The 24,307-nt window shown below is 52.4% G+C and carries 16 protein-coding genes; 5 read left to right on the top strand and 11 right to left on the bottom strand.

From position 1 onward, the window contains the following. Positions 1-5: 5 nt before the first annotated feature. The 7 genes from DPO_RS09550 to DPO_RS09515 form a co-directional block, all read right to left on the bottom strand. A complete protein-coding gene (locus DPO_RS09550) occupies positions 6-1,937 on the bottom strand; it encodes an NADH-quinone oxidoreductase subunit NuoF (RefSeq protein ID WP_006965656.1) in 1,932 nt (643 codons plus the stop codon). 9 nt (positions 1,938-1,946) lie between these two features. Beyond that, positions 1,947-2,399 (bottom strand): complex I 24 kDa subunit family protein, encoded by a 453-nt coding sequence (locus DPO_RS09545; RefSeq protein WP_006965655.1) that lies wholly within the window; start codon positions 2,397-2,399, stop codon positions 1,947-1,949. Positions 2,400-2,427: 28 nt separating this feature from the next. Further along, positions 2,428-3,201, bottom strand: a complete 774-nt coding sequence (locus DPO_RS09540) for a hydrogenase iron-sulfur subunit (RefSeq protein ID WP_083912022.1) — start codon at positions 3,199-3,201, stop codon at positions 2,428-2,430. 37 nt (positions 3,202-3,238) lie between these two features. Further along, positions 3,239-6,346 carry an FAD-dependent oxidoreductase gene (locus tag DPO_RS26440; RefSeq protein WP_152427632.1) on the bottom strand — a complete coding sequence of 1,036 codons (3,108 nt, stop codon included), beginning with the start codon at positions 6,344-6,346 and terminating at the stop codon, positions 3,239-3,241. Between the two features lie 171 nt (positions 6,347-6,517). Continuing rightward, the gene (locus tag DPO_RS09525; protein WP_006965651.1) at positions 6,518-7,669 is read right to left on the bottom strand and encodes a (Fe-S)-binding protein; all 1,152 of its coding nucleotides are present in this window, start codon (positions 7,667-7,669) and stop codon (positions 6,518-6,520) included. A 12-nt stretch (positions 7,670-7,681) separates the two neighbouring features. Next, complete coding sequence (locus DPO_RS09520; protein WP_006965650.1) at positions 7,682-8,230, bottom strand: 4Fe-4S dicluster domain-containing protein; 549 nt, start codon at positions 8,228-8,230, stop codon at positions 7,682-7,684. Between the two features lie 17 nt (positions 8,231-8,247). Next, positions 8,248-10,245 (bottom strand): aldehyde ferredoxin oxidoreductase N-terminal domain-containing protein, encoded by a 1,998-nt coding sequence (locus tag DPO_RS09515; protein WP_006965649.1) that lies wholly within the window; start codon positions 10,243-10,245, stop codon positions 8,248-8,250. Between the two features lie 580 nt (positions 10,246-10,825). Between DPO_RS09515 and DPO_RS09510 the strand changes: the two genes are divergently transcribed. The 3 genes from DPO_RS09510 (at position 10,826) to DPO_RS09500 (ending at position 13,755) form a co-directional block, all read left to right on the top strand. Next, positions 10,826-11,821: a TRAP transporter substrate-binding protein gene (locus DPO_RS09510; protein ID WP_006965648.1), complete on the top strand. Its 996-nt coding sequence runs from the start codon at positions 10,826-10,828 to the stop codon at positions 11,819-11,821. A 126-nt stretch (positions 11,822-11,947) separates the two neighbouring features. Further along, the gene (locus tag DPO_RS09505) at positions 11,948-12,442 is read left to right on the top strand and encodes a TRAP transporter small permease (RefSeq protein WP_006965647.1); all 495 of its coding nucleotides are present in this window, start codon (positions 11,948-11,950) and stop codon (positions 12,440-12,442) included. Next, positions 12,439-13,755 (top strand): TRAP transporter large permease, encoded by a 1,317-nt coding sequence (locus DPO_RS09500; RefSeq protein ID WP_006965646.1) that lies wholly within the window; start codon positions 12,439-12,441, stop codon positions 13,753-13,755. The genes DPO_RS09505 and DPO_RS09500 overlap by 4 nt, the downstream gene beginning before the upstream one ends. Before the next feature lie 66 nt (positions 13,756-13,821). On the opposite strand, the gene DPO_RS09495 is transcribed toward DPO_RS09500, so the two are convergent. After that, entirely contained in the window at positions 13,822-16,653 is a 2,832-nt protein-coding gene (locus tag DPO_RS09495) for a BamA/OMP85 family outer membrane protein (RefSeq protein WP_006965645.1), read from the bottom strand. A gap of 5 nt (positions 16,654-16,658) precedes the next feature. Beyond that, positions 16,659-20,564 (bottom strand): translocation/assembly module TamB domain-containing protein, encoded by a 3,906-nt coding sequence (locus tag DPO_RS09490; protein ID WP_006965643.1) that lies wholly within the window; start codon positions 20,562-20,564, stop codon positions 16,659-16,661. 269 nt (positions 20,565-20,833) lie between these two features. On the opposite strand from DPO_RS09490, the gene DPO_RS25195 reads away from it, so the two are divergent. Together DPO_RS25195 and DPO_RS09485 are read left to right on the top strand one after the other, a co-directional pair. Continuing rightward, positions 20,834-20,989: a type II toxin-antitoxin system HicB family antitoxin gene (locus DPO_RS25195; RefSeq protein WP_006965640.1), complete on the top strand. Its 156-nt coding sequence runs from the start codon at positions 20,834-20,836 to the stop codon at positions 20,987-20,989. Positions 20,990-21,082: 93 nt separating this feature from the next. Next, positions 21,083-21,442, top strand: coding sequence for a type II toxin-antitoxin system PemK/MazF family toxin (locus tag DPO_RS09485; RefSeq protein WP_006965638.1), 360 nt, complete (start codon positions 21,083-21,085; stop codon positions 21,440-21,442). A 64-nt stretch (positions 21,443-21,506) separates the two neighbouring features. Here the strand turns inward: DPO_RS09485 and DPO_RS09480 are convergent, their stop codons facing one another. Both DPO_RS09480 and DPO_RS09475 read right to left on the bottom strand, forming a co-directional pair. Then, positions 21,507-22,610 carry an aminomethyltransferase family protein gene (locus DPO_RS09480; protein WP_006965636.1) on the bottom strand — a complete coding sequence of 368 codons (1,104 nt, stop codon included), beginning with the start codon at positions 22,608-22,610 and terminating at the stop codon, positions 21,507-21,509. A gap of 84 nt (positions 22,611-22,694) precedes the next feature. Then, positions 22,695-24,275 carry a BCCT family transporter gene (locus DPO_RS09475; RefSeq protein WP_006965634.1) on the bottom strand — a complete coding sequence of 527 codons (1,581 nt, stop codon included), beginning with the start codon at positions 24,273-24,275 and terminating at the stop codon, positions 22,695-22,697. Between the last annotated feature and the right edge of the window lie 32 nt (positions 24,276-24,307).

Genomic DNA, 24,307 nt, shown 5'->3' with positions numbered 1-24,307 from the left:
ATGGCCTATCCTTTCTCTTTCGTTTTTTTCCGGATGGTGCGCGCTTCTTCGGGCACGGGGTCCGGCACGGGTTCACCTGAGAGTTTGACCACGGAAGCAAATTTCGGCGGACACACCTCAAAACAGGTGCCGCACCGGGTGCATTTATCCTGATCAATGATATGGATCAGGTTCTTGTCTCCGTTTATGGCATCAGCCGGGCACTGCTTGCGGCAGGTGCCGCAGCCTGTGCATCTGTCCGGATCAATGTAAAAATTGATCAATTCCTTGCAGGCCAGGGCCGGACATTTTTTGTCGTTAATATGTGCCTCATATTCTTCTCTGAAATATTTCAACGTACTTAAAAACGGATTGGGCGCACTTTTGCCCAGGGCGCACAAGGACGCTTCCACAGCGGTTTCCGCCAGTTCCTCCAGCAGCTCGATATCGCCTTGTTTACCCTTGCCTTTGGTGATATTGGTCAAAATCCGATGCATCTGGCGCAGCCCTTCTCTGCAGGGCACACACTTGCCGCAGGATTCATCCGTGAGAAACGCGATGAAATATCTGGCCACATCCACCATGCAGGTGTCTTCGTCCATGACGATCATGCCGCCGGACCCCATCATGGACCCGGCCTTGGTCAGTTCGTCAAACCCCACCTGCAGGTCCAGCAGGTGTTCCGGGATACAGCCGCCGGAGGGTCCGCCCGTCTGAACGGCCTTGAATTTCTTGTTGTTGGGGATCCCGCCGCCGATATCATAGATGATTTCCCGTAATGTCATGCCCATGGGCACTTCCACCAGACCGGTGTTGGTGATTTTTCCCACCAGGGAAAAGATCTTGGTGCCTTTGGAGCTGTCCGTGCCTACGGAGGTGAACCAGTCCGCTCCTTTGTCGATGATCAAGGGGATGTTGGCCCAGGTTTCCACGTTGTTCAAAACCGACGGCCGTTCCCACAATCCTTTGACATTGGACCGGACATACTTGGGCCGGGGTTCTCCGGCCTTGCCTTCCAGAGACGTCATCAGGGCCGTGGATTCTCCGCACACAAACGCCCCGGCTCCCTGGTGCACGATCACCTTGAAGTCAAAGCCGGACCCCAGAATATTTTCTCCCAAAAGCCCGTAATGTTCCGCCTGCTGGATGGCCAGATGAATGTTTTTCACGGCCAGCGGATATTCCTGGCGCACATAAAAATAGCCTTCATGGGCGCCGACGGCATATCCGCCTAAAATCAGTCCTTCCAGGATGGAATGGGGATTGCCTTCCAGAAGGGCCCGGTCCATGAACGCGCCGGGATCACCTTCATCCGCATTCACGATCACATATTTGATGGGCTCTTTTGCATTTCTGGAGCCTTCCCATTTTCGGCCGGCCGGAAACCCGGCCCCGCCCCGGCCCCGGATATTGGATTTTTTCACCTCTTCCAGTACTTCCAGATCGGTCATCTGACCCAGGGCCTTGGCCAGGGCCGCATATCCGCCCAAAGCCAGGTAATCTTCAATGCGCTTGGAATCGATTTTGATGTTGTTGCATAACACCGTGCGCTGCTGGGACCGGTAGAACGGAATATCCGATTCTTTGACGGCCCGCTCCCCTGTGGCAGGATCCTTAAAGCACAACCGTTCCACCACCTGTTTGTTTTCAATGGTCTGTGCCACGATCTCGGGCACATCTTTGGCCTGCACCTGAAGATAACAGATCTCTTCGGGATAGATCACCACCACGGGGCCCTGTTCACAGAATCCCGGGCATCCCGTTCCTTTGGTGGACACTGTGGCGGACAACCCTTTTGCCTCGATCTCCTTTTCAAATGCGGCAATGACTTCATCCGCACCCGATGCCACACACCCGGCACCCGCACAAATGGACACACAGGGGCTGTCAGGATCTCTTCGGGACAATATCTCCTGCCGAAAACTTTCCAACGCTTCCGGCGTTTCTAACCGTGCCATAATTTTCCCCTATTCATATGTTTTCAAGGCTTTGGACGCCTTGACCGGTGACATTTTTCCATGAACCTTGCCGTCCACTTCCATCACAGGCCCCAGGGCGCAGCACCCCAGACAGTTGACCGTCTCCAGGCTGAATTTCAGATCCAGATCCGTCTCTCCGGGCTTGATGCCCGTGGCTTCCTCCACCGTATCCAGAATCCGGGTGGCGCCTCTGACATGACAGGCCGTGCCCACACAGATATGCACTTTGTGCCGTCCTTTGGGCACCAGACTGAATGCCTTGTAAAATGTGGCAATATGCTGAATCCGGGTCATGGGAACGGACAGTTTTTCACTGACCCGCGCCAGCGCCTGTTTGGAAAGCCAGTTGTTCTCGCTTTGAATGTCCAGCATGATCTGGAGCAGATTGCTGGCCTCGCCATGATGCTTCTCGATTATCTGATCTATTTTTTCAATTTCCATCGGATGCTTCCCACAAAATTAAGTTAGGTTATGCCCTGGCCAGTGCGTAACAATTACTGGCCGTATCATATTTGACCATACCGTGACGGGAAGAGGTGATCATATGACGGGACACCTCGGACGGGTTCAACCCCAGCTGCCCGGAGATATCACCGGTGGACAGCGGTTTCTCCTTTAACAGCAGCAGAATCTGGCTCACGGCCAGTTTGTCCGTGAGCATCCGGTCAAACAGGTCATCCGTGTCCGGGTTGCTGAAAAACGCCTGATAGGCTTTTTTGGATTTCAGCGGCACCCGCAGTTTTTCTCTTTCCGCCAGGCGGATGAACGGCACCAGATTTCTGGCGGCCCTCAGCTTGAACTTCACCGTGTCCGGGTCCAGGCCTTCGCTGGATCCCAAAGGGCCTATTTCCGTGATCTGCCGGCTGAATTCATCCGTATACTGTGCCAGCAGATGGCCGTCAGCCCCGGACATGAAGTCGGTTCTCAGCCGGTCGGGGTTGAGCCCGATATGGGTCAATATTCGTTTGGCGATATAGGTGTTGGCATAGGCATCGTAATTGCCGTGGGTGACATAGTTGCATTCATCGAGTTTGCATCCGCCGATGAACACCCCGTCGTGACCGTTGGAAAACGCCCTGAAGATGAACTCCAGGTCCACCCGGCCCGAACACATCACCCGGATCAGCCGCATCTCATTTGCATATTGTAGTCTGGAAACTCCAGCCAGGTCCGCTGCCCCGTATGCTCACCAGTGGCAGACAAATCCCAGCAGTTTCGGCTTAAATTCTTGACCTGCACTCATGGGTTAGGATCTCCTTTTTTTGAAAGGCTTTTCATATTCATGCCTCTTCCAGTGCGGCATCCATCTGTGCGGCAATCTGATCCGCTGTGACCGCCGCATCGATCTGCCCGAACAACGCCTCATTGGTAAAATGCCTGAGCACGATGGCATTGGTGGGACATTTGGCATTGCACAGCCCGTCGCCCTTGCACAGGACCGGATTGACAATGGCTTTCTTGCCTTTGGGCGTATCGTGAAACTGGATGGCCCCGTAGGTGCACGCCGTGATACATGCCCCGCAGGACACGCATTCGTCTTCATTCACCCTGGCCACGGAACCCGATGCCACCACCGTGTCTTTGGACAACAGCGTGATCACCCTTCCGGCGGCCCCATAGGCCTGGTTGATGGTTTCCGGGATATGCTTGGGATAATGGGCCGTCCCGCACAGAAACACCCCGTCCGCGGCAAATTCCACAGGTTTGAGTTTCACGTGGGCTTCCTTGAAAAACTCATCCGGGCTCAGGGTCACCTTGAACTTGGCCGCAATGTCATGGATGGATGCCGGCGGTCTGACGGCAGCGGCCAGAGACAGAATGTCGGCATCCAGCTCCAGGCGGTTCCCTAAAATCGGATCCGTCACAGTCACCCGGATCATCTCTTTGCCGCCCTCGGAGATGGCTTCCACCTCCGGCGGGTCTTCCGGCGTATACCGGATGAACTGGACCCCTTGTTCCGAGGCTTTTCGATAGGCATCTTCTTTGAACCCATAGGTGCGCATATCCCGGAACAGGATATAGATACGCATGTCCGGGTTCTTTTCCTTGAGTTTCAGGGCGTTTTTCACGGCATGGCCGCAACATACCCTTGAGCAGTAGTTGTGGGTCTCGTTTCTGGAGCCCACGCACTGGATCATCACCAGGCTTTGTGCCTTCGTGACCGTGTCATTGCCTTTGGCGATCTCTTCTCCGATCTCCAGATGGGTGAACACGGCATCATTTTCCCCGTACAGATATTCCGTGGGATTGTACACATCCGCGCCAATGGCCAGCACGGAGGCCCCGTGCTTGATCACCTTGGTGCGGCCCTCGGTTTGTACCGTGGTAGTAAAGTTGCCCAGGTATCCGGCCACCTCTTTGATCTCGGCCTCATGGGACACATGAATATGGGGATTTTTATACACTTTGGCAATCAGATCATCCAGATAGGCCTGCACTTCCAGGCCTTCCAAAGTCCCGTGAATCCGCCGTCCCATGCCGCCCAGATCCTTGCTTTTTTCCACCAGCTCCACGGTATGTCCCTGGGCCGCAATGGACAGGGCGCAGGTCATGCCCGCAATGCCCCCGCCCACCACCAGGGCGGTCTTGTTCACGGGCAGATCAAATTCTTTCAAAGGTTCCAGATGCGCGGCCCGGGCCACGGACATGCGCATGATGTCTTTGGCTTTCTGGGTGGCTTCCTCTTTTTGTCTGGAATGGACCCAGGAGCAGTGCTCCCGGATATTGGCCATATCCAGGTAATACTGGTTGAGCCCGGCTTCTTGCAACGTATCTCTGAACAGCGGCCCCAGGGTTCGGGGCGAGCAGGCCGCGATCACCACCCGGTTCAGGCCTTTTTCAACGGCCAGATCCGTGATCTCTCTGGCCGAGTTGGTGGCACACGAAAAAATCTGTTCCTGGGCATACACCACATGGGGCAGGGTTTTGGCGTATTCCACGGTGGAAGGTACATTGACCACGCTGGAAATATTAGCCCCGCAATGGCACACAAACACGCCGATTCTGGGTTCTTCTTCTGACACATCCCGCTCTTCGGGATAAATCCGTTCTCTGGCCAGTTTGCCCCGGCGGAAATTCAGCATCTCCCCCACCCGGGAACCGGCTCCGCTGGCGGAAAACACGGATTCCGGGATATCCGTGGGTCCCTGGAACGCGCCGGACACAAAAATACCGGGCCGGCTGGTCTGCACGGGATTGGATGAATCGATGTCGCAGAACCCATGATCATTGATGTCGATCTGGAATTTTTCCGCAATCTCCTTGTAGGCTTTGGGCGGATTCAATCCCACGGACAGCACCACCATGTCGAACTCTTCTTCCTTGACCCCTTGATCGGCCGTGGCATATCGAATCTTGATATTCTTGGTCTCCGGGTTTTCTCCGGCCACGGAGGCATAACTTCGGATAAACCGGGTATCGGGCAGATCATCGGCCCGCTGGAAATACCGCTCAAAATCCTTGCCGAACGACCGGATATCATTATGAAACACCGTGCATTTGGCATCCGGGTCATGGTCCTTGGTCAGGATCATCTGTTTCTGGGTATAGGTGCAGCACACCCCGGAACAATAGGAGTTGTCTCCCGGCGTCACTCTTCTCGATCCCACACACTGGATCCAGGCGATATTTTTGGGGTGTTTTTTGTCACTGCCCCGCCGCACCTCACCGCCGTAAGGACCCGTGGAGGATAAAAGCCGTTCGTAATCCATGCTGGTGACCACATTGGTATACTGGGAATACCCGTATTCCTCCCGGGCGGACGGATCAAACGGGGTAATTCCGGACGACAGAATCACCGCCCCCACATTGATCCTTGCCCGGGTGGGTTTCTGGCGGAAATCAATGGCCCCGGTCTGGCACACCCCCCGGCAGATATCGCACTTTTTCTCTGACAGGTACAGGCAGGAGTCGTCTATATAAGCCACCAGGGGGATGGCTTGTGAAAAATAGACATGCACGGCCTTGTTGTTGGAAATTCCCTGGTTGAACGCATCCGGATATTCCACAGGGCAGTATTCCATGCAGGTGGTGCACCCGGTGCATTTTTCTTCGATAATGTATCTGGGGCGGGTTTTTAAAGTGACCTGAAAGTCCCCTTTCTCGCCCTCGATGGTTTCCACTTCCGTAAATGTGAGTACTTCAATGTTGGGATGCCGGCCGACCTCGACCAGTTTGGGTGAAAGTATTCACATGGAGCAGTCGTTGGTGGGAAAGGTCTTGTCCAGCTGGGACATGTGTCCGCCGATACTGGGATTTTTTTCCACCAGATAGACCCGGAATCCGGCAGTGGCCAGGTCTAAAGAGGCCTGAATGCCGCTGACGCCGCCGCCCACCACCATCACATCTCCGAAATCTCTGCCGGCAACGCTGTCGGAAAACAGCTGCATTTTATCTATTGGGAGTATGTCATTTACCACTTTTTATCTCCTCATCTCGTCATTACATACTTTTTATAACAATCATGGCCTGAGAGACCACAACAAATAATGAAAGCATCTACAGCCTCTGACTTAAAACTTAACACTTTCATATAACCACCCGGCTTCAACCCGGTCCTTTTAAAGCATGTCATTGATGATTTCTGTAATATCCTTGATGTCCAGGACATCTTCGTATTCCAGATTCAGGCGGCTTTCCTCAAAATTGGTGATACAGTAGGGACATGAAGTCACCAAAACTTTGGCCCCCACATCCGTGGCCTGTTTCAGCCGGATGTCGGAAAATCGCTCGGACTGGGGCGTGTCCATCCAGATCCGGCCGCCGCCGCCGCCGCAGCACAGGCTGTTTTTCCCGTGATCCACCATTTCCAGCAAAGTGAGCCCCTTCACCTTTTCCAGAAGCAGCCGGGGGGCATCATAAATATTGTTGTGCCGACCCAGGTAACAGGGATCATGGTAGGTCACGATCTCATTCATCTCTTTGGTCAGGGTCAAGCGCCCGGCATTGATCAGGTCCAGCAGATACTCGGACATGTGAATCACCTCGAAGTTCACCATGAATTCGGGGTACTCGTTTTTAAAGGTATGGTAGCAGTGCGGGGAAGACACCAGGATCTTTTTAACGCCCGCATCGATAAAGGTCTTGATGTTGGTTTTGGCCAGATCAATGAACACGTTTTCACTGCCGATCTTGCGGATACTTTCTCCGCAGCAGTTTTCCTTGTCCGCCAGAATCCCGAAATCCACGCCGGCCTTATTCAAAATATTGGCCGTGGCCCGGGCCACTTTTTTCATGCGCGGGTCATAGGAAAAATAACAGCCCACAAAATACAGGATCTCCATGTCCGGTTCAAAGGACTTGACATCCAGATCTTTGGCCCAGTCTCCCCGGGACGCCCGTTCCCCCTGGATCGGATTGCCCTCGGAAATCACACTGGCCCGGGCGCTTCGGGCGGATTTGACGGACGCGGGAAATACCTCATATTCCGTGGCCACCCGGCGCAGGGCCTGGCTCACCTCGATCTGACCCAGTCCTCTCGGGCACTGGGACGGACACCGGCCGCAGGTGGTGCACCGCCAGATATCCTCGCCTTCGATTTCCGTCAATCCGAAAGCGGCTTCTCTCACCAGCCTTCGCATGCTGAAATCCCGGACCCGGTTCCACGGGCACACCGTGTCGCACAGCCCACACTGGAAGCACAGCTGGAACGGGTCCCCTCCGGCTTCCTTTATCTCGTCGATTACTTCTAAAAAAGGCGCTAAGGTCTCCATGGGTGTGTCCTTTTATTTGCTTTTGTCATCTTTGGACATGCGGGCCAGGGTGTCCATCATCGTCTGTATGCCGAATTTGTCCGCCAGAGATTCCAGACCCAGTTCCAGGTCTTCCATCTCCTCCTGCTCTTCCACCTCTTCTTCCCGCTCTTCCAGGGTCAACGCATCCACCAGGCACCACTTGACACATAACGGCTCATCTTCGCCTTCACACATATCACATTTCAGCGGCAGACCGGAATCCGGCTCCTTGAACTCTTCCCTGGACGGACAGGAGGCCCGGCAAAAGGAGCATTCGTCATATTCCTTGCCGTCGATGGTGTATTTGTCCCGGCCCGCACATTCCGCCATGGTATATTCCCCGGCATACACGGGCACATAAATATCCCGCAGCGGTTCTCGGATGATCCTAATCCGGGACCTGGCCGGGTTATTCGAACTGTACTTAGGGGATGCATGAAACGCGGAGCAGATCACTTCACAGGCCCGGCACCCATTGCACTTGTCCACGTCGATCTTTATGGTTTTTACGATTTTCTTTTCTTTTGTTTTACCAGCCACGATCTGAGCCCTCCACGCTATTGGGTCTGTGTTTCTGTCTGCACATCTGCGGTTTCATCTTCAGTAAGGATGCCCCGCTGGATAAAATCTTCAGCCACATAGCCTAACCCCATTTTTTCCAGGGCCTCTTTGGCGGGAATGCCTTCCTTGTTCCAGCCTTTCAACTGGTAATAGCCATCCAGCAGTTTTTCTTCCAGTTCAGGGAACCTTTTTTTCCAGTGATTCTCAGGCGGTCTGTCATCTTCTCGTCTCATGCCCCGCCGGATATTCACGGCCCGTACCAGGGTCCGGTAACGTTTGGCTGCATCGGAGAGCGTTTCTTCGTCCATGTCGATACCGGCTCCGGCAGAGATGAATTTGGGATAATTATGAATATGGTAAGGGGGCTTGAGCGGAAAAGAGGACAAACCGGCACACTGGCCCAGCGCATCATCGATGTAATGCATCATCTCCTGCCATTCCACAATGTCACAGGTCATCTCCACGGTGGGATAATAGGGGATGGAATTTTCTCCCCGCAGTTCCCAGTCAATAAAATACTGTTTGAATTTTTCGTGGGGAACCTGAATCCAGTCTTCACAGAATTTTTCTCTGTGTTCACGCTTGGGAAAAGGTGCCTGGGGAAACTGACCCTCGATCTGGGTGATATTGATCTTTTCCCCCACGGAATACATCAAAAAATAGATGGGGTTGAGCATGGACAGTTTCAAGGGCAGCTGTTCATGCTTTTTGATGGTGTTGTGGGCATATTCTTCAGCCCCGTTGCCGATCTCTTTGGCCGCCCAGTAGGTTCCCTTGGCCAGGACATCGCCGATGCCTTCCCGGTTCACGATCATGTCCAGCAGATAGAAAAACCGGTCCTCGTTTGATTCCGGCAGGCCCGGAAAATCATCGGGTTTTAAAATCCCGGCTTCCAGCAGTTCCAGGGCAAAGGCCATGACCTGGGGGGTGGAAAACCCGTCCAGACCGTATTCCGTGGCTTTCTGGGCGATCCTGAGACCAAAGTCCAGATCGGAATACGCCGCCATGGTATAGGTCAGTTTGGTAAAGCATTTCATCATATAGGTGGGCACACCGGGCATGGAGATGGTGGCCCCGCATTTCATGGGACAGTTGAAACAGGAGATGAGCCGGGTCCGGGACCCTTCCAGGGTGTCGGTCCATGCTTTTTCGATCTCCTCGTTCCAGAACCCTTTGCGCCGGGTCCGGGAGTTGCCCCACATGAAATTCTCCGTGTGCCATTTTTCGTCATGCACTTTCATCTCCTGGGGAGATCCCAAACCCTGGAGAATCGTCATCACGCCTTTAATGGGATTGTCCTCCCGGTGTTTGATATAGGCCAGTACATCGTTGCACAACGTGATAAATTCTTCGGGTTTTGCCAGGTTGATGTCTTTGGTACCCCGCACGGCAATGGCTTTGACCCGCTTGTCCCCCATGACCGCACCGATGCCGCCGCGGCTGGCCGAGGACCGGCCCTGTTCCACGGAAGCATAATACACCCTGTTTTCACCGGCCAGGCCGATGGCCGCCACCTGGGCTTTGGGCTGTTTGAGTTCCTGACGGATCATCTCAGCCGTTTCCACAGACCCTTTGCCGGCCAGGTGCGATGCATCCCGGATTTCCACGGTATCATTGTGAATCCACAGATACACCAGTTTTTCAGACTTACCCCGCAAAACCACTTTGTCATATCCGGCATATTTAAGTTCCGGGGCCCAGAATCCGCCCATCATGGAAAACGCCATCAATTCCGTCTGGGGGGAAATAGTGGACAAAATCGTCCGGTTGCAGCCCGTGGCAGGTGTGCCGCAAAGCAGGCCGGCACTGAAGATCAACAGGTTTTCCGGAGAAAAGGGGGTCACTTCCGGACCCACCCGGTCCCATAAAATCTTGGCATTTGTTCCCAGCCCCCCCAGATAGAGTGCTGTATCCCTGGGGTCGGTTGCCACCTTTTCGATGTTCCCCCGGGTAAGATCAACCTCTAAATTGAACCCTGTTTCTGCGTACCTCATGTTATTCCCCTTGTTAACTTTTACCTGAAATACCTTGTCACCTTAAATCCCTGACATCCTTATTTTTATCCGAGTGCCACACTCGATTCCAGCATTTTTGCATATAACTCATACAATGTAACCATGATTACGCTACATTGTAACTACCTGTCAAGAAAAAATCCACACCCGGTTTATTGGGCCGGGGCCGGGTAAAATCGGTCCGGATCTCCTTTTTCCCGACACCTCACCATCTCAGCTATTTATTAGATACATAATAGATACAATACAGCTATGTCAAGTTTTTTTTTGATTTCCGGATCAGATCAAAAAAAACCCGGGACAAACTCAGCACTGCCAATGGAGATAGCGCACGAATTCAAGGTAGTTGACATATCAACCAAATATTCCGGGTTTTTCTATTTCAAACCATATTTTTTTCTTGACAGGGTTTCACATCTTTAAATATAGTGTCAGTATTCAGCTTAATTATAGTTACATTGTAACACTAAATTTCAAAATGAAAGGAGGTGACCGCTTCCCCCGCATATCGCTTATTATATTTCCTTTTTCAGAACCCATTTTTCAGGAGGTCAACACGATGAAAAGGTTTACAATCCCTGCATTGCTTGTTTTTTGCTTTTGCACGTTTTTTACATTGAACGCAACAGCCAAAACCCAACTCACTTATTCCAATTTCTTTCCCCCCACCCATATTCAAAGCCAGCTGGCTGAAGCATGGATCAAAGAAGTGGAATCCCGCACCAACGGTGAGATCACCATCAACTATTTTCCGGCCGGCACCTTGACCAAGGCCCCCCAGACCTACGACGGGGTGGTCCAGGGTATCGCCGATATCGGCATGACGGTTCTGGCCTATTCCAGGGGACGTTTTCCTGTTGCATCGGCCATTGACCTGCCCATGGGGTACACATCCGGCGTGCAGGCCACCAATGTGGCCAACGGCGTATTGGAAAAATTCAACCCTGAAGAGTTCAATGACACGGCACTGATGTTTCTCCATGCCCATGGACCCGGCATCCTCCACACAAGGGACAAGGCTGTGGAAAGCCTGGACGATCTCAACGGTCTGAAAATCAGGGGCACGGGCACCAGCGGTAATGTTGTGGCGGCTCTGGGCGGATCACCCGTGGGAAAATCCATGGGAGAAACCTATCAGATGCTGCAAAAAGGCGTGGTGGATGGATCCATGCACCCGGTGGAAGCCAACAACGGATGGAAGCTCGGTGAAGTGGTCAACTATATGACCCAGAACTTCTCCACGGCATACACCACCACTTTTGCGGTATTCATGAACAAGAATAAATGGGCCGGTCTGACCGAAAAACAGCAGGATACCATCCGGGCCATCAATGCGGAATTCGCCCTGAAACACGGCCAGGCATGGGATAAAGCAGATGAACTCGGGATGGAATTCTTCAAGGAAAAAGGCGGCGAAGTCATCTCCCAGTCGGATGCGGAATCAAAAAAATGGGCAGACCAGGCCACCAGCGTCATTGATGAATACGTCAAAAGCGTCTCAGAAAAAGGAATCGATGGACAGGCGATTGTAGACTATATCAAAGCCAATCTATAACAGGCCGGCCGGTTTCGATATGTCCGGCAGCATGACTGACAGCCCGGTCGGGTGGTTTTCCGCCGGGCTGCCTGATGCCTGACACACCTGACAATAAAACCGATTACCTCAAAAACAGGATTGATTATGCATGTTTTATCCCAGGCGTTGAACAAATTTTCCGATTTGCTGAAACTGATCGGCGCCGTCGCCCTCACTGCCATGATGATGCTGACGGTGGTAGATGTCATCGGTCGATTTTTCAAAATGCCGATTTTCGGTTCCGTCGAGCTGGTGGGATTTCTGGCAACCATTGTCGTGGCTGCCGCCCTGCCCTATACGTACAAAATGGATGGCCATGTGGGGGTGGAAATCCTGGTCCGGCTGCTCCCGGACAAACCCCAGATCTGGATCGATATCTTTACCCGGACCCTGACACTGATCCTGTTTATTCTGATCACCTGGCAGATGTTTCTTTACGCGGAAGACATATCTCAAACCGGTGAGGTTTCCATGAATCTGGAATTTCCCATCTACTATATTGTGTATCTGCTGTCTTTCGCTCTGCTCGTATTTACCGTGACCATTGTGGAAATGATTTTTCAAGACATCCAAAAATTACGAAAGTTGAGTGAGAAATGAGCCCGACACTTATTGGCATTACCGGTATTCTGATCATGATTTTGATGTTTCTGACACGGATGCCCGTGGCCTTTGTCATGGCCACCGTGGGCTTTGTGGGATTTTCCATCGTGATCAGCACGGATGCCGGTCTGGTCCTGTTGTCCAGAAATATTTATGAAACCTTTGATTCCTATGATCTGACCACCATCCCGCTGTTCATTCTCATGGGGCAGCTGGGGTTCAACTCCGGTATCAGCAAGCGGCTCTATAATGCGGGTTACAGATTCCTTGGCAATATCCGGGGAGGGCTTGCCATGGCCACCGTGACGGCATGTACGGCATTTGGGGCGGTTTGTGGCTCCAGTCCGGCCACTGCCGCCACCATGGCCACCGTGGGGCTGCCGGAAATGAAACGGTATAACTACAACGACGAACTGGCCACGGGATGCGTGGCCTCCGGCGGTGGTATCGGCATGATCATGCCCCCGTCCGTGGTGCTGATTATTTACGGCATTCTCACGGAACAATCCATCGGGGCTTTGTTTGTGGCCGGCATCTTTCCCGCCCTGCTGGTGACACTCTTGTTCATCCTGTGCATCTACATCCGCTGTCGTATCTCACCGGAACAGGGCCCTAAAGGCGAGCGCTTTTCCTGGCCTCAAAAAATGAGATCCCTGCTGGGATTGATCGAAACCCTGATTGTTTTCGTTCTGGTCATCGGCGGCATATTCATCGGGCTGTTCACACCCACGGAAGCAGCCGCCATCGGTGCATTCGGCGTACTGCTCATTGCGGTGATCCGGCGCCAGATCACCTGGCAGGGGTTTGTCAAATCTTTGATGGAAACGCTGCGGACCTCCTGCATGGTGCTCATGCTCATTGCCGGGGCCGTGATTTTCGGCAAATTTCTGGCCGTCACACGCATCCCCTTTGAAATTGCCGGATGGGTATCAGGTCTGGCGATCTCGCCGGTACTGGTTCTGGGCGTGATTTTGCTGATTTATTTTTTCGGCGGCTGTTTCATGGATGCCTTGGCTTTTGTCACCCTGACCGTTCCCATTTTCTTTCCCGTGGTGATGGAACTGGGATATGATCCCATCTGGTTTGGCATCATCATCGTCATGGTCACGGAAATGGGGGTGATCACTCCCCCGGTGGGCATCAATGTATATGTGGTCTATGGGGTGGCGAAAAATGTACTGGATCAAGGGGTGCCCCTGGAAAAAATTTTCAAAGGCATTTTCCCCTTTCTCATCGCAGTTATCGTGGGGGTGTTGATCCTGATTATTTTCCCACAGATCATCATGTTTTTGCCCAACCTCATGTATTGACGTGACGTCTTTTTGCAAAAAGGCTGCATCATCGGATTCTATGGATGATGCAGCCTTTTTTTGATATTAGAATGTGTATCCGATGGAAAAATGCAGACGACCGGAATCTTCACCCGTTTCAGGATTCAACCGGTACCCGTACAGCAGCCCCACCGGACCCACGGGTGTCATATACCTCAACCCGGATCCGATGGTATATTTAACCCCTTCATTACGACCGGCTCTCGGGGTGTCCTGCAACGTGCCGGCATCCACAAAAATCGGCAGCTCCAGGCCCCCCCCCAGATCGATCCGGGCCTCGATGGAACCGGCTATCTGGGTTTTTCCCCCCACAGGATCTCCGAATGCATCCACGACGAGTTCATTTTCACCCACCCCCCGGACATCTGAGATCCCCCCCAGAAAAAACAACTGATCATCAGGCAAAAGTGCGTCCGAAGAAAAATTCTGCAATGTGCCGTACATGGCCTGAAATGCCAGAACCAGCCGGGAAAAAGGCTGATAATAATATTTGGCGTTTGCCTGGTATTTCATGAAATTGTCCAGGTCCTCAAACATATCCCGGGTGTACCCGGCAGAGGCGTTGAAATAAAATCCCCGGGTGGGCCGGGCAAAAGAATCCACGGAAGACCAGGTCACAAAAGGGGTGGCGGAAAGAATCCCCCGGGCCGCATAAATTTCGGGATCCGTGCCCGTGTTGTTTCCGGTGGGATACTGTTCTCTGGACTCCAGACCGAAACGGGTTCCCAGGGTCAGGTGTTGGGTCACGGATTTTTCAAACATCAGGGAAGATCCATATTTTCGGGTACCGAAATTCTGATTTTTGAGTTCTTCTTCAGACATATAGATATTGGCATCCGAGTACACCCGCCGGGCAAGAAAATCATAATCCGTGACACCCAGAACGGCATCATATCCAATGCCGGACACTTCAGCATTCAGATAAAGCCTGCGGTTGGTTCCCAGCCAGTTGCGGTCACCGGCGGACACGGCAAGATATGCATCTTTGGACGTATCATACCCGAGGCTGGTTTCCAGAAAATACGGATTTTTTTCTTCCACTTGTGCTGTGAAAAAAACCTGATCCAGTTTTTCCTGAACCCCGATGGTTTTGAAATTTACCCGTTCCAGGCACTGAAGATCCCTGACATCGTTTTGCAGGGTCAAAAATCCATCCAGAGAGACAGGGTCCCCTTGTTCCAGGGTATTGTGCCGGAGGATGACCTCCTCTTTGGTATCAAAATTACCGAACACCCAGACCCCGCCCACGGTGGCCATCTGATCGGGTGTCACCTGGAAAACCACTTTGCAGTCTTTGCCGTCGGCTACAACCCGGGGGGTGACTTCCGCATAAATATACCCGCGCTCCCCTAAAAGAGAAAGGATCTCGATCCGGTCCTCATCCACCCGGGAGGGCAGATAAAATTCATTTTCCCGGGTTTTGATGGTCTGGTGAAACACGGCCGGGTCGATGTCTTTTGGCATCCCCTCAAAAACCACCTTTGTGACCTGTTTGCGATATCCTTCCGTCACATCAAACACCACATCCGCAAGGTGCCGGTTTTTATCCTCCTGTTCTTTCCAGGTCACATCCGCAGTGACCCGGGTATCTTCAAATCCCTGGCTGTTATAAATATTTTCCAGGGTCTGACGATCCGACTCCGGCATGTTTTCAACCAGCGGCCCGTCATAGAACAGGCTTTTTTCCCGGGTATTGAGATGGGAGGACAGGGATTTTTCATCCAACGCATTCACCCCTTTGATCATGGTGGTGTCCACCAGATACCGGGTGTTTTCATGGATCACGATCTCTATATCCCGCACCCGTTTCTGGTCTTGCGTCCCGCTTTTCGCCGTGAAATCCACTTCACAATCCCTGTAACCGGCTTTTTCATACCGCTCCCGGATTGCTTTGATGCTGCGTTTAAGCCCGAAATCATTTCGGTTTCCCTTTGACCAGATAGTCAGATCCTTTTTCAGGGTCCGGTCGCTGAATTCCTTGTTTCCGGAAAAAGACACCCGGTATTTCGGCCCTTCATCGATGTGAATCGTCAATCGGCTGATTTTTTGTTCCATGTCCGTGTGCAGGTCAGAGGTCACCGTGGCATCCACAAATCCTTTTTTCCGGTAAAACGACAGCAACTCTTTGACATCCGCCGCCACTTCGGACGAAACAGTTTTGCTGCCTTTGCTCCAGAAAAACAACGGCAGTTGATAGGATTTCATGCGCATTTTCAACCGGGTATCGGAAAATGTCCGGTTCCCTTTGATCTCAATGTCAACGGTTCTGAGGGGCACATTTTTTTCCACGTCAATGAATACGTTTTTTTCCAGATGTCCCGCTGTTTCCGTGCGAATATGAACCTGGGCATCCACATACCCTTTTTCCTTCATCACAGATTCCACGGCCTGGATATTTTTCTTTACCTGATCCTCAAAAAACGGCCCTCCGACCCTGTAATCCGTGGCCCGGACAATGGACTGACTGAAAACAGGAAACGCCCCGGTCACCTGGATGCGTTTCACCTGCGCCACGGGAGTCAACTGAAAAATCAGGGAAATGGATTTTGCATCCAGGTCCGGATCCGGTACGTGAATGGCGCTGAACTGCCCGGACTGTTTCAAGAGTGAAAGCGTGGTGTTCAAGGCTTCGGCATCCAACGGGTCTCCGGGTTGCAACTGAATCATTTGGACGGCCATGGAGAGCAATTTCGCCTGCCGTTCCCGGGTCCCGCCCTGGATGTCCACATCAATTTTTTCAATGACCGGGTGGGTTGTTTCAGCCTGGACTGAAGCGATCCACCCGGTCATTGCCGGGATCAACCATAAACACAGCATCACCCGACTGACGGTCATTACACATTGTCTTATTTTATCCATGGTTTTTAATGATTTCATCTGATCTATCTGAACTCCAGTTTCAGGGTGATTTCGGTTCCAAAATCCCCTTGTGAATCGTTAAAAGCCCTGAGTATGACATTTTCCAGCATTTTATATTCCGCTGAATTGGTATGAACGGTTTCCTGGTCTTCGGTTTCCATGGAATAAATCACCTCCAGCCGTTCCGACAATTTCTTGCCCATGGTGACACTGACATTGCCCCCCTGCCCGTCCGATTCGTCATACCCGAGCTTGAATGTATCCAGGGGGGTGGATGATGACACTTCCTTGCCGATCATTTCCGATGCCTTGTCCGCCAGAATACCGGTATAGGATCCACCGCCCTGACCCAGTTCCTGTGTGGTCTTGCCGATGATCAGCAATGACAGGATATCTTCATGGGTTTCTGCAGGATCGGCATATAATTTAAACCTGAAGTTGTCCATTTTCCCGCTGACATCCATATAAATGACCCATTTGCGAATGGCTGTGCTGGCCTGAAGGGTGATTTTCGGATCGATTCTGAATGGATCCACAAAATCGATGATTCCTTTTTCAATTTCGAACTGGCGCTTATGATAGACCACAGTTCCTTCCGCAATATCGGCCCTTCCCGTGAGCACGGGCTGACGAACGGTACCGGTAATTTTCAGGTCCGGCGCCACCATGATAAAGGCCAGATTGTTGTCCAGTATAAACGGATCTTTATAATTCACGTCAATGTCCAGGGTCGTTTTTTCAAAAAAAGAAGGCTCACCGCCGGGTTTCGAGGACATGTCAACCGGCCCGGCACTGCCCATTTTCCGGCTTTCCAGGGCCTCGGCCAGATCAAAATCAAAATCTTTGTAAAATTCGCCGTGAATCAATTGCACAGAACCGGTCACCCGGGAGTTCTCCCGGGTGCCGGAAAATGTCAGATCCGTGTTAAATGCCGCATCCAGAGTATCTTCAATGGATACGGCCACATGGTAAGCCCGGACCCTTGCCTGGCCGGTTACCGGCATAAAATTTTCCAGCCCCAGGTCCCCGGATATATCCAGGGTTCCCTGGCCAAGCTTTGCTGACATAGACTCAATTTTTAATTGATCATTGGACAGCGTCACCATTCCATTGAAATTCGATACCGTCAGGCCGGCTTCCGGAACCGGATAATACAATTTGTCCAAAACGATTCCGGCATTGATCTGTGGATCATGAAATGATCCGGCCACATCGGCATCCAGTTGCAGGGAACCGGCGGCCGGTTTCAGTTGTTCTGTAATCTGCGGCGGCAGGTCCATATTTATCCGCCCTTTGGATTCGATCTGTCCGTCAACATGTCCTGTGATACCGAAAATTCCCGCCGCAGTGACAAACGGGTCCAGCCGTGTGGCAGAAAATGTCGCTGTGACATCAAAGGCCGAAGTTTCCGGATTGAATGATGCGCCCAGATGAATGCTCTGGTCCAGGGTCAACTGCAAATCCAGGCCTTTTTCATCCAACCGGTTCAACCCCAGATCCGCCTGAACGGTTTTGACCGGAATCATCCCCCCGGATTCTGCGGTTGACGCATCATTGGAATCGGCTGCATGGGTATGCAAAAGATCCAGGTGCACATCCTTGAAAGACAACCGTCCGTTCAGATCTGAAATTTCAGGCACCAAGGATTCCGGATGCCAGGACAGGTCTGTCAGGCTTATGAGTGCATTGACATCCGGCTGATCAGCCATACCCGATATATCCGCTTTAATGGTGATCCCCCCTTTGGCCGCAGCCAAATGGGTTTCAAGGGGTGCGGTCACATCCCCGGGCAGGGTGCCCCCGGACCGGACCCAGCCTTCCACGCCGCCGCTGACACCGGTGATGCCCACAGCTGTCAGCAACGAACTGAAATCCCCGGCCTTGAAATCAATATCCAAGGTATATGCCGATTTTTTCATATCCAGCACACCGGAAATGTCAGCCAGATTTTCCAGAAACAGGGAAAACCGATGATTATTCAGATCGACCATCGCTTCCAGGTTCTGCCGGGGAATCGTGATCTCTTTGACCCCAGCAATGGCAACTGCGGTGCCCATGTCATAGTCCACATGGCTTTTCAGATCAAATGCCACATGGGTATCCAGAAACTGCGGATCCACATCCAGGTCTGACCGGGCCAGCAGGGTTTCCGGCAGAATATTTCCCATGGTTTTCAAGGAGGCCCGGATTCTTTTTTTAAGCGCAAATCCGGTATCAAACAGATCGGCATCCCCTGACACAGCCAGATCCAGGCCCGGACCCTGAACCGTGAAATCCGTGAGCGTCGCCCGTCCTTTTGAATCCAGGTTCCCCGTGAGATCCACCTGATTCACAAGAATACCGGCCGCTGCCAACTCCCGGCCGGCCAGGGTAACACTGATATCCGGCCCGCTTATGGAGCCGGTGGCCTGAACGGCCGCTTTCACCCGGCCTTTGGCCGGAGACAGCCCAAACGTCTGGGTGACCGCATGCAGATCATCTGAAGACACGGTAAGGGACACGTCCAATATCTGGTCTGCCAGATGATATTTTCCAGATGCCAGCACCTGGGCCGGCCGGGTATCCACAGACAATTGATCCAGGGTCAGCAGCTGGCTGTCCATATCTCCGGCCACCTCAATATCCAGATCCAGAGGATCGATTTCCGACTCATCCTGTTTCAATCCTTTGAAAACGGCAGTCAGCTCATACCCGGCCGCCAGGGTATCCACGGAAATACCCCGGCCCTGGATTTGGCCCCGGGATGAAAATTTGCCTGAAAACCCGGGAACCCATGGGGCCAGGTGCTGAAAATCCCCTTCTGTCTGGTTGAATGACAAGGCATAATTCAATTGCTCGAAATCCTGGGCCGGACCCAGAAATCCATCCGGGAACACCTGGGACAGATTCGTTGATCCGGAAAATGCTGCCTGGATTCCCAGCAGGTCGGCCCGCCCCTGTTCAAGGTGCAGGACCCGGTTGGCCAGATTCATGGCAATATCCAGGCTGCCATCCTTTATATCCGGGGCCATGGCGAGCTGCTGCCCTTTGATCCGAACCTGAACGGCCGGATCGTTGACAGATCCTTTTCCGGCCACTGACACATGGACATTCCCGCCCAGATCAGGGATGTCCGGGGATATTTGAGAAACGGCAGCCAGGTCGGTTGTCAGATCGGCTGTCAGATCAATTTGCGGATGATCAAACAGATCTTTGACAGAACCGGATGCGGTCAGCACTCCGATGGCTGAATCCAGGTCCATGTGAAATCGGCCTGATTTTTTTTCCTCCACTGAAGCGGTAACAGTTAAAGATCTGGCATCCATGGTTTTTCCGGCGCCGGAATAACCCATATCCCTTACCTTCAGGGTCACTGCCCCGGACATACGATGTAAATCCACATCCGTCACGGCTATTTCCAGCGACCCCAAGGCAACCGTGTTCACAGGATCTGAAAATGACACGGCACTGCGGGTGATCTGTGCATTTTTGATTTGCACGTTCAACGGCAGGGCCGCCCCGGACGTCTTTGTTTCGGGAACCGCATCCGGGGTGTCTTCTCCGGCCCCAAGGGCATCCAGAATATTCAACCCGCCGGCCCCATCTGAAACCAGATCCAGGTGAAGCCCATCAATCTGAAAATGCCTGACCTCCAACACCTTGTCAAACAATGCGCGCCAGCGGATCTGAAGATCCAGTGAATCAAATACCAGACACAAATTTCCCTGGGAATCTCTCAGCCGGATATCTTCCAGCCGTATCAATGCGCCGTCGACCAATACCTTTATCTGTCCGGCGGATATCGTGCCGGGAATCCGGGCATTGATCTGATCCACCACCAGATTCCGGGCATGATCCGTGCGGCTGTATCCGTAAATGCCGGCCATCAGAACTCCTATGCACACCAGAACGCCGGCCCCGGCAATTGTTATTTTTTTTTTAATACTCAAGTCGCTCCTTAGTATTTCTGTCTTTCTTTTAAACCGTTTGGTTCTTAACACATCCTTAAATTATACCATATCCCTGAAAAATATCCCAACAGCAAATCAGAGACAGACTTGACTTAAGCGACAATGCACATGTGCCGGTCATCTTAAAACAGTACCGCCCCAAGACAATTGTTTATTTTATAAACCAGAAAGAGGGCAAATAACATCGCTTGACGCAAGAAATCTTCATAAGTATTATCATGGTAGAATATTAAACAGGATTACCATAAATGCATACCCAGAAGATTGCCATCACCATGCCCACAGACCTGATTGCAGTTATTGACGAAATCAGCCGGCTGAAGGGTATGTCCAGAAGTGGATTCATTTCCGCCGTTTTGAAAGAAAAAATCGCTTTAGAGAAAGAAAAAACAGGTAAAAAATGAATACGACCGGATCTTTTCAGATGAAACCATCCAGGAAGAGCAGCTGGAATGGACCCGCTGGTTTGAGCAGACCGGTTCCCGGGAGGGACGGGAATGGTGATCCGGAAAGGATCGCTTTACTGGGTGGATTTTTCTCCGGCCAAGGGGTCTGATCCCATGGGAAAACGACCGGGGCTTGTCCTACAGAATGATCTGCTCAATGACAGCAAATTGAATACCGTTATCGTTGCCGCCATCACGTCGACAATGAAATTTGGTGAACTGCCGGGAAACGTGAGCCTTCACAAAGGCGAAGCCAACCTGCCCAGACCGTCCGTGATCAACATGACCCAGATCAAAACCGTGGACAAACGCAGCCTCAAGGAAAAAATCGGCACCCTGTCAAAAGATCGAATGGCCCAGGTCCATGACGGATTGAACCTCATCATGGACCTGTCGGAATCGCTTTGTTGACGTTAACACACTTTCTTTTCAGCCCCTGCTCCAGCCATCGAAGCCAGGGGATTTTATCTAAAACCTATTTATGGGTACGGGTCTTCTGGGTATCGTAAACCGGAAATTTGACCACGGTTGCCGTAAAGGGGCCGTTTTCAGCGTCAACCTGAAGTCTGGTCCCGATGGCGGCCACTTCCGGAAGCAGGCGGACCAGGGCCAGTGATTTTTTCATCCGGTGAGAATAGGCCGGCTTTTCATTGACAGTGCCAACCTCTTTTCCATCGATCATCAGACGTTCTCCGCCGGACAGGGCCTCATCCAGGTCCACCTCGATGCCGCACAGCCGGAACCGCTCGTTTCCTTTGGCCGCCAAAAGCGCTTCTTTCCCGCGGAAATCTTCCTTGTTTTCATGGACGGCCCAGCCCATATTGACTTCCCAGGGGGTGTTTTCCATCAGGTCAAACCGGCGCCACAGCAATGCGGCCTCCATGCGCACCGGAAAGATGCTGGCAATGGAACAGGGCATGACCCCCATGTTTTTGCCATAGTGCAGAATATTGTCCCAGATGTCACAGGCCAGGTGGGGATCCACAAACATTTCATACCCCCGTTCTCCGGAAAATCCCGTCCGGGACAACAGGCACGGGCATCCGAAAACCGTGGTTTTTTCATGGTGAAAATATTTCATGGCCGGCAGATCGACGGGGGTATGGGGATCCAACAGTTCCAGGGCTTTGGGTCCCTGCAGGGAAATCAGATGAAGCCCGCCGTCGTATTCCACTGAGGCGTCTTTCCCTTCAGCCGAGGCTTCGGCCATGGTCCGGGCACAACCATCTCCGTGCACCACCAGGTATTCATCATCCCCCAGGTTGAACACGATGCCGTCGTCACAGATCACCCCGGTTTCTCTGAGAAACGGGCCGTATTTGGACTGGCCCGGCGACACCCTGGTGACATCAAAGGTGACGGCATGGTTCAATACCGCTGCCGCATCCGGCCCGGTGACACGGAATTTCAAAAAGGCTGTGAAATCGTACATGCCGGCAGCATCCCGAACCGCGTCATGCTCGTCCCTGGGATCCGTGTCATAGGTCATGGGAACCCCCATCCGGATATATTCTTCAAATTTGCCCCCCAGATCCTTGTGGCGGGCCGTGAGTGCGGATGTTCTCGTTATTTTTTTCATGCTTATCTCCTCAGTATTTTTATTGATAGTCGATGAGAATTTCGGCCCGGAAGGGACCGGAACCCCTTATTAACTTTTTTTGATTCATTCTTTGGCCCGGTCCTTTCTGAATCCTTTCACCATGGATACCATCATGGCGATCATCACCAGGGTGAAGGGCAGCGCACAGACAATGGACGCGGTCTGAAGGGCTTTGAGGCCGTCGCTCTGCAGCAGGATAATAGACAAAGACCCCAGGACCACACCCCAGACGATCTTCATGCCGGCCTTGGGTTCCAACTCCCCTTTGGACATCAGCATGGCCACCAGAAACGAGGCGGAATCCGCCGAGGTGATTAAAAAGATAATCAAGCTGACAAAAATCATGATGGATGCCAGAAATCCGAACGGATAAGCGGTCAGCAGCATAAAGATACCGGACCCCATGTCGGCCTGTACCGCTTTCCACAGCTCCACGGCACCGGACCTTTCCGCCAGGATGGCGGCCCCGCCGAAAATATCAAAGCAGATAAACATCACAATGGATGGGATGAGCACCACCCAGAGGATAAATTCCCGCACCGTCCTGCCCCGGGAAATTCTGGCGATAAATCCGCCCACAAACGGGACCCAGGCGATCCAGAACGCCCAGTAGAACACCGTCCACCATCCCAGCCATTTGCCGTCAAACGCCTGGTCCATGGAATCACTCCAGAAGGTCATGGTGACAAAATTGGTCAAGTAATGCCCGACAGAATCGGTGAACAGATCCAGTAGCTGAAGGGTGGGTCCGGCAAAAAAGATAAATGCAATAACCGCAAACGCCAGCCAGAGATTGATGAGACTCATATATTTGAGGCCCCGCTTCAGGCCGGAGACCGAAGAAGCAATATACGCCGCCATGAACAGGATAAGAACAAAAACGGTCACCCCCGGGGTCATTTCAATGCCGGTAATATGGGTCATACCAAACTTGATGGACAGAATCCCCAGCCCCAAGGCTGTGCTGATGCCCGCGATGGTGGCAAAGGCCGTGACCAGGTTGGCGAGTTTGCTCCACGGGCTGGTTTCTGTTTTTTCCCCCAGAATGCCGTACAGGGAGGTGGCAATGGTCATGGGCTGGTCATGTCTGAAGGAGAAATAGGCAATCCCCAGGCCGCCTACTGCATACAGGGACCAGGGATGAAATCCCCAGTGCAGGTAGCTGATCTGCAGGGCCACGGGTACGGCCTCTGCAGATCCCGGTTCCGCTCCGTAAGGGGTCTGCATGTAGTGATACAGGGGTTCGGCAATCCCCCAGAAGATAAATCCCAGACCAATTCCCGCACTGAACAGCATGGCCAGCCATGCCATGGTGCTGAATTCCGGTTCATCATCATCTTTGCCCAGTTTCAATTTGGCATAGGGCCCGGCTGCGGCCCACAGGGAAAACCCCAGACAGGCTGCGGTAAACAACAGATAATACCAGGTAAAGTGAGTGGTGATGAATGCCTGCAGGACCTGAAGTGCCGCGGCCAGCCGATCCGGCGCCATGACCCCCAGCCCCGCGATAATGATGAAAATGACCAGGGTAATCCAGAATAACTGATGATCCGTTTTTCCCAGAAAACGTTCCAATACACTGCCCGGCTTTTCATCCCGGGTCAGCATATCACTGCGGTCTTTTGCTACAGATGTTTGTTCCATTTTTTCCCCCTTAAATAATCGATTGTTTTTGT

This window comes from Desulfotignum phosphitoxidans DSM 13687 (genome assembly GCF_000350545.1).
GTDB classification, from domain to species: domain Bacteria; phylum Desulfobacterota; class Desulfobacteria; order Desulfobacterales; family Desulfobacteraceae; genus Desulfotignum; species Desulfotignum phosphitoxidans.
The sequence above is the reverse complement of the archived record's forward strand: the minus strand, read 5'-3'. Positions and strand labels throughout refer to the sequence as shown.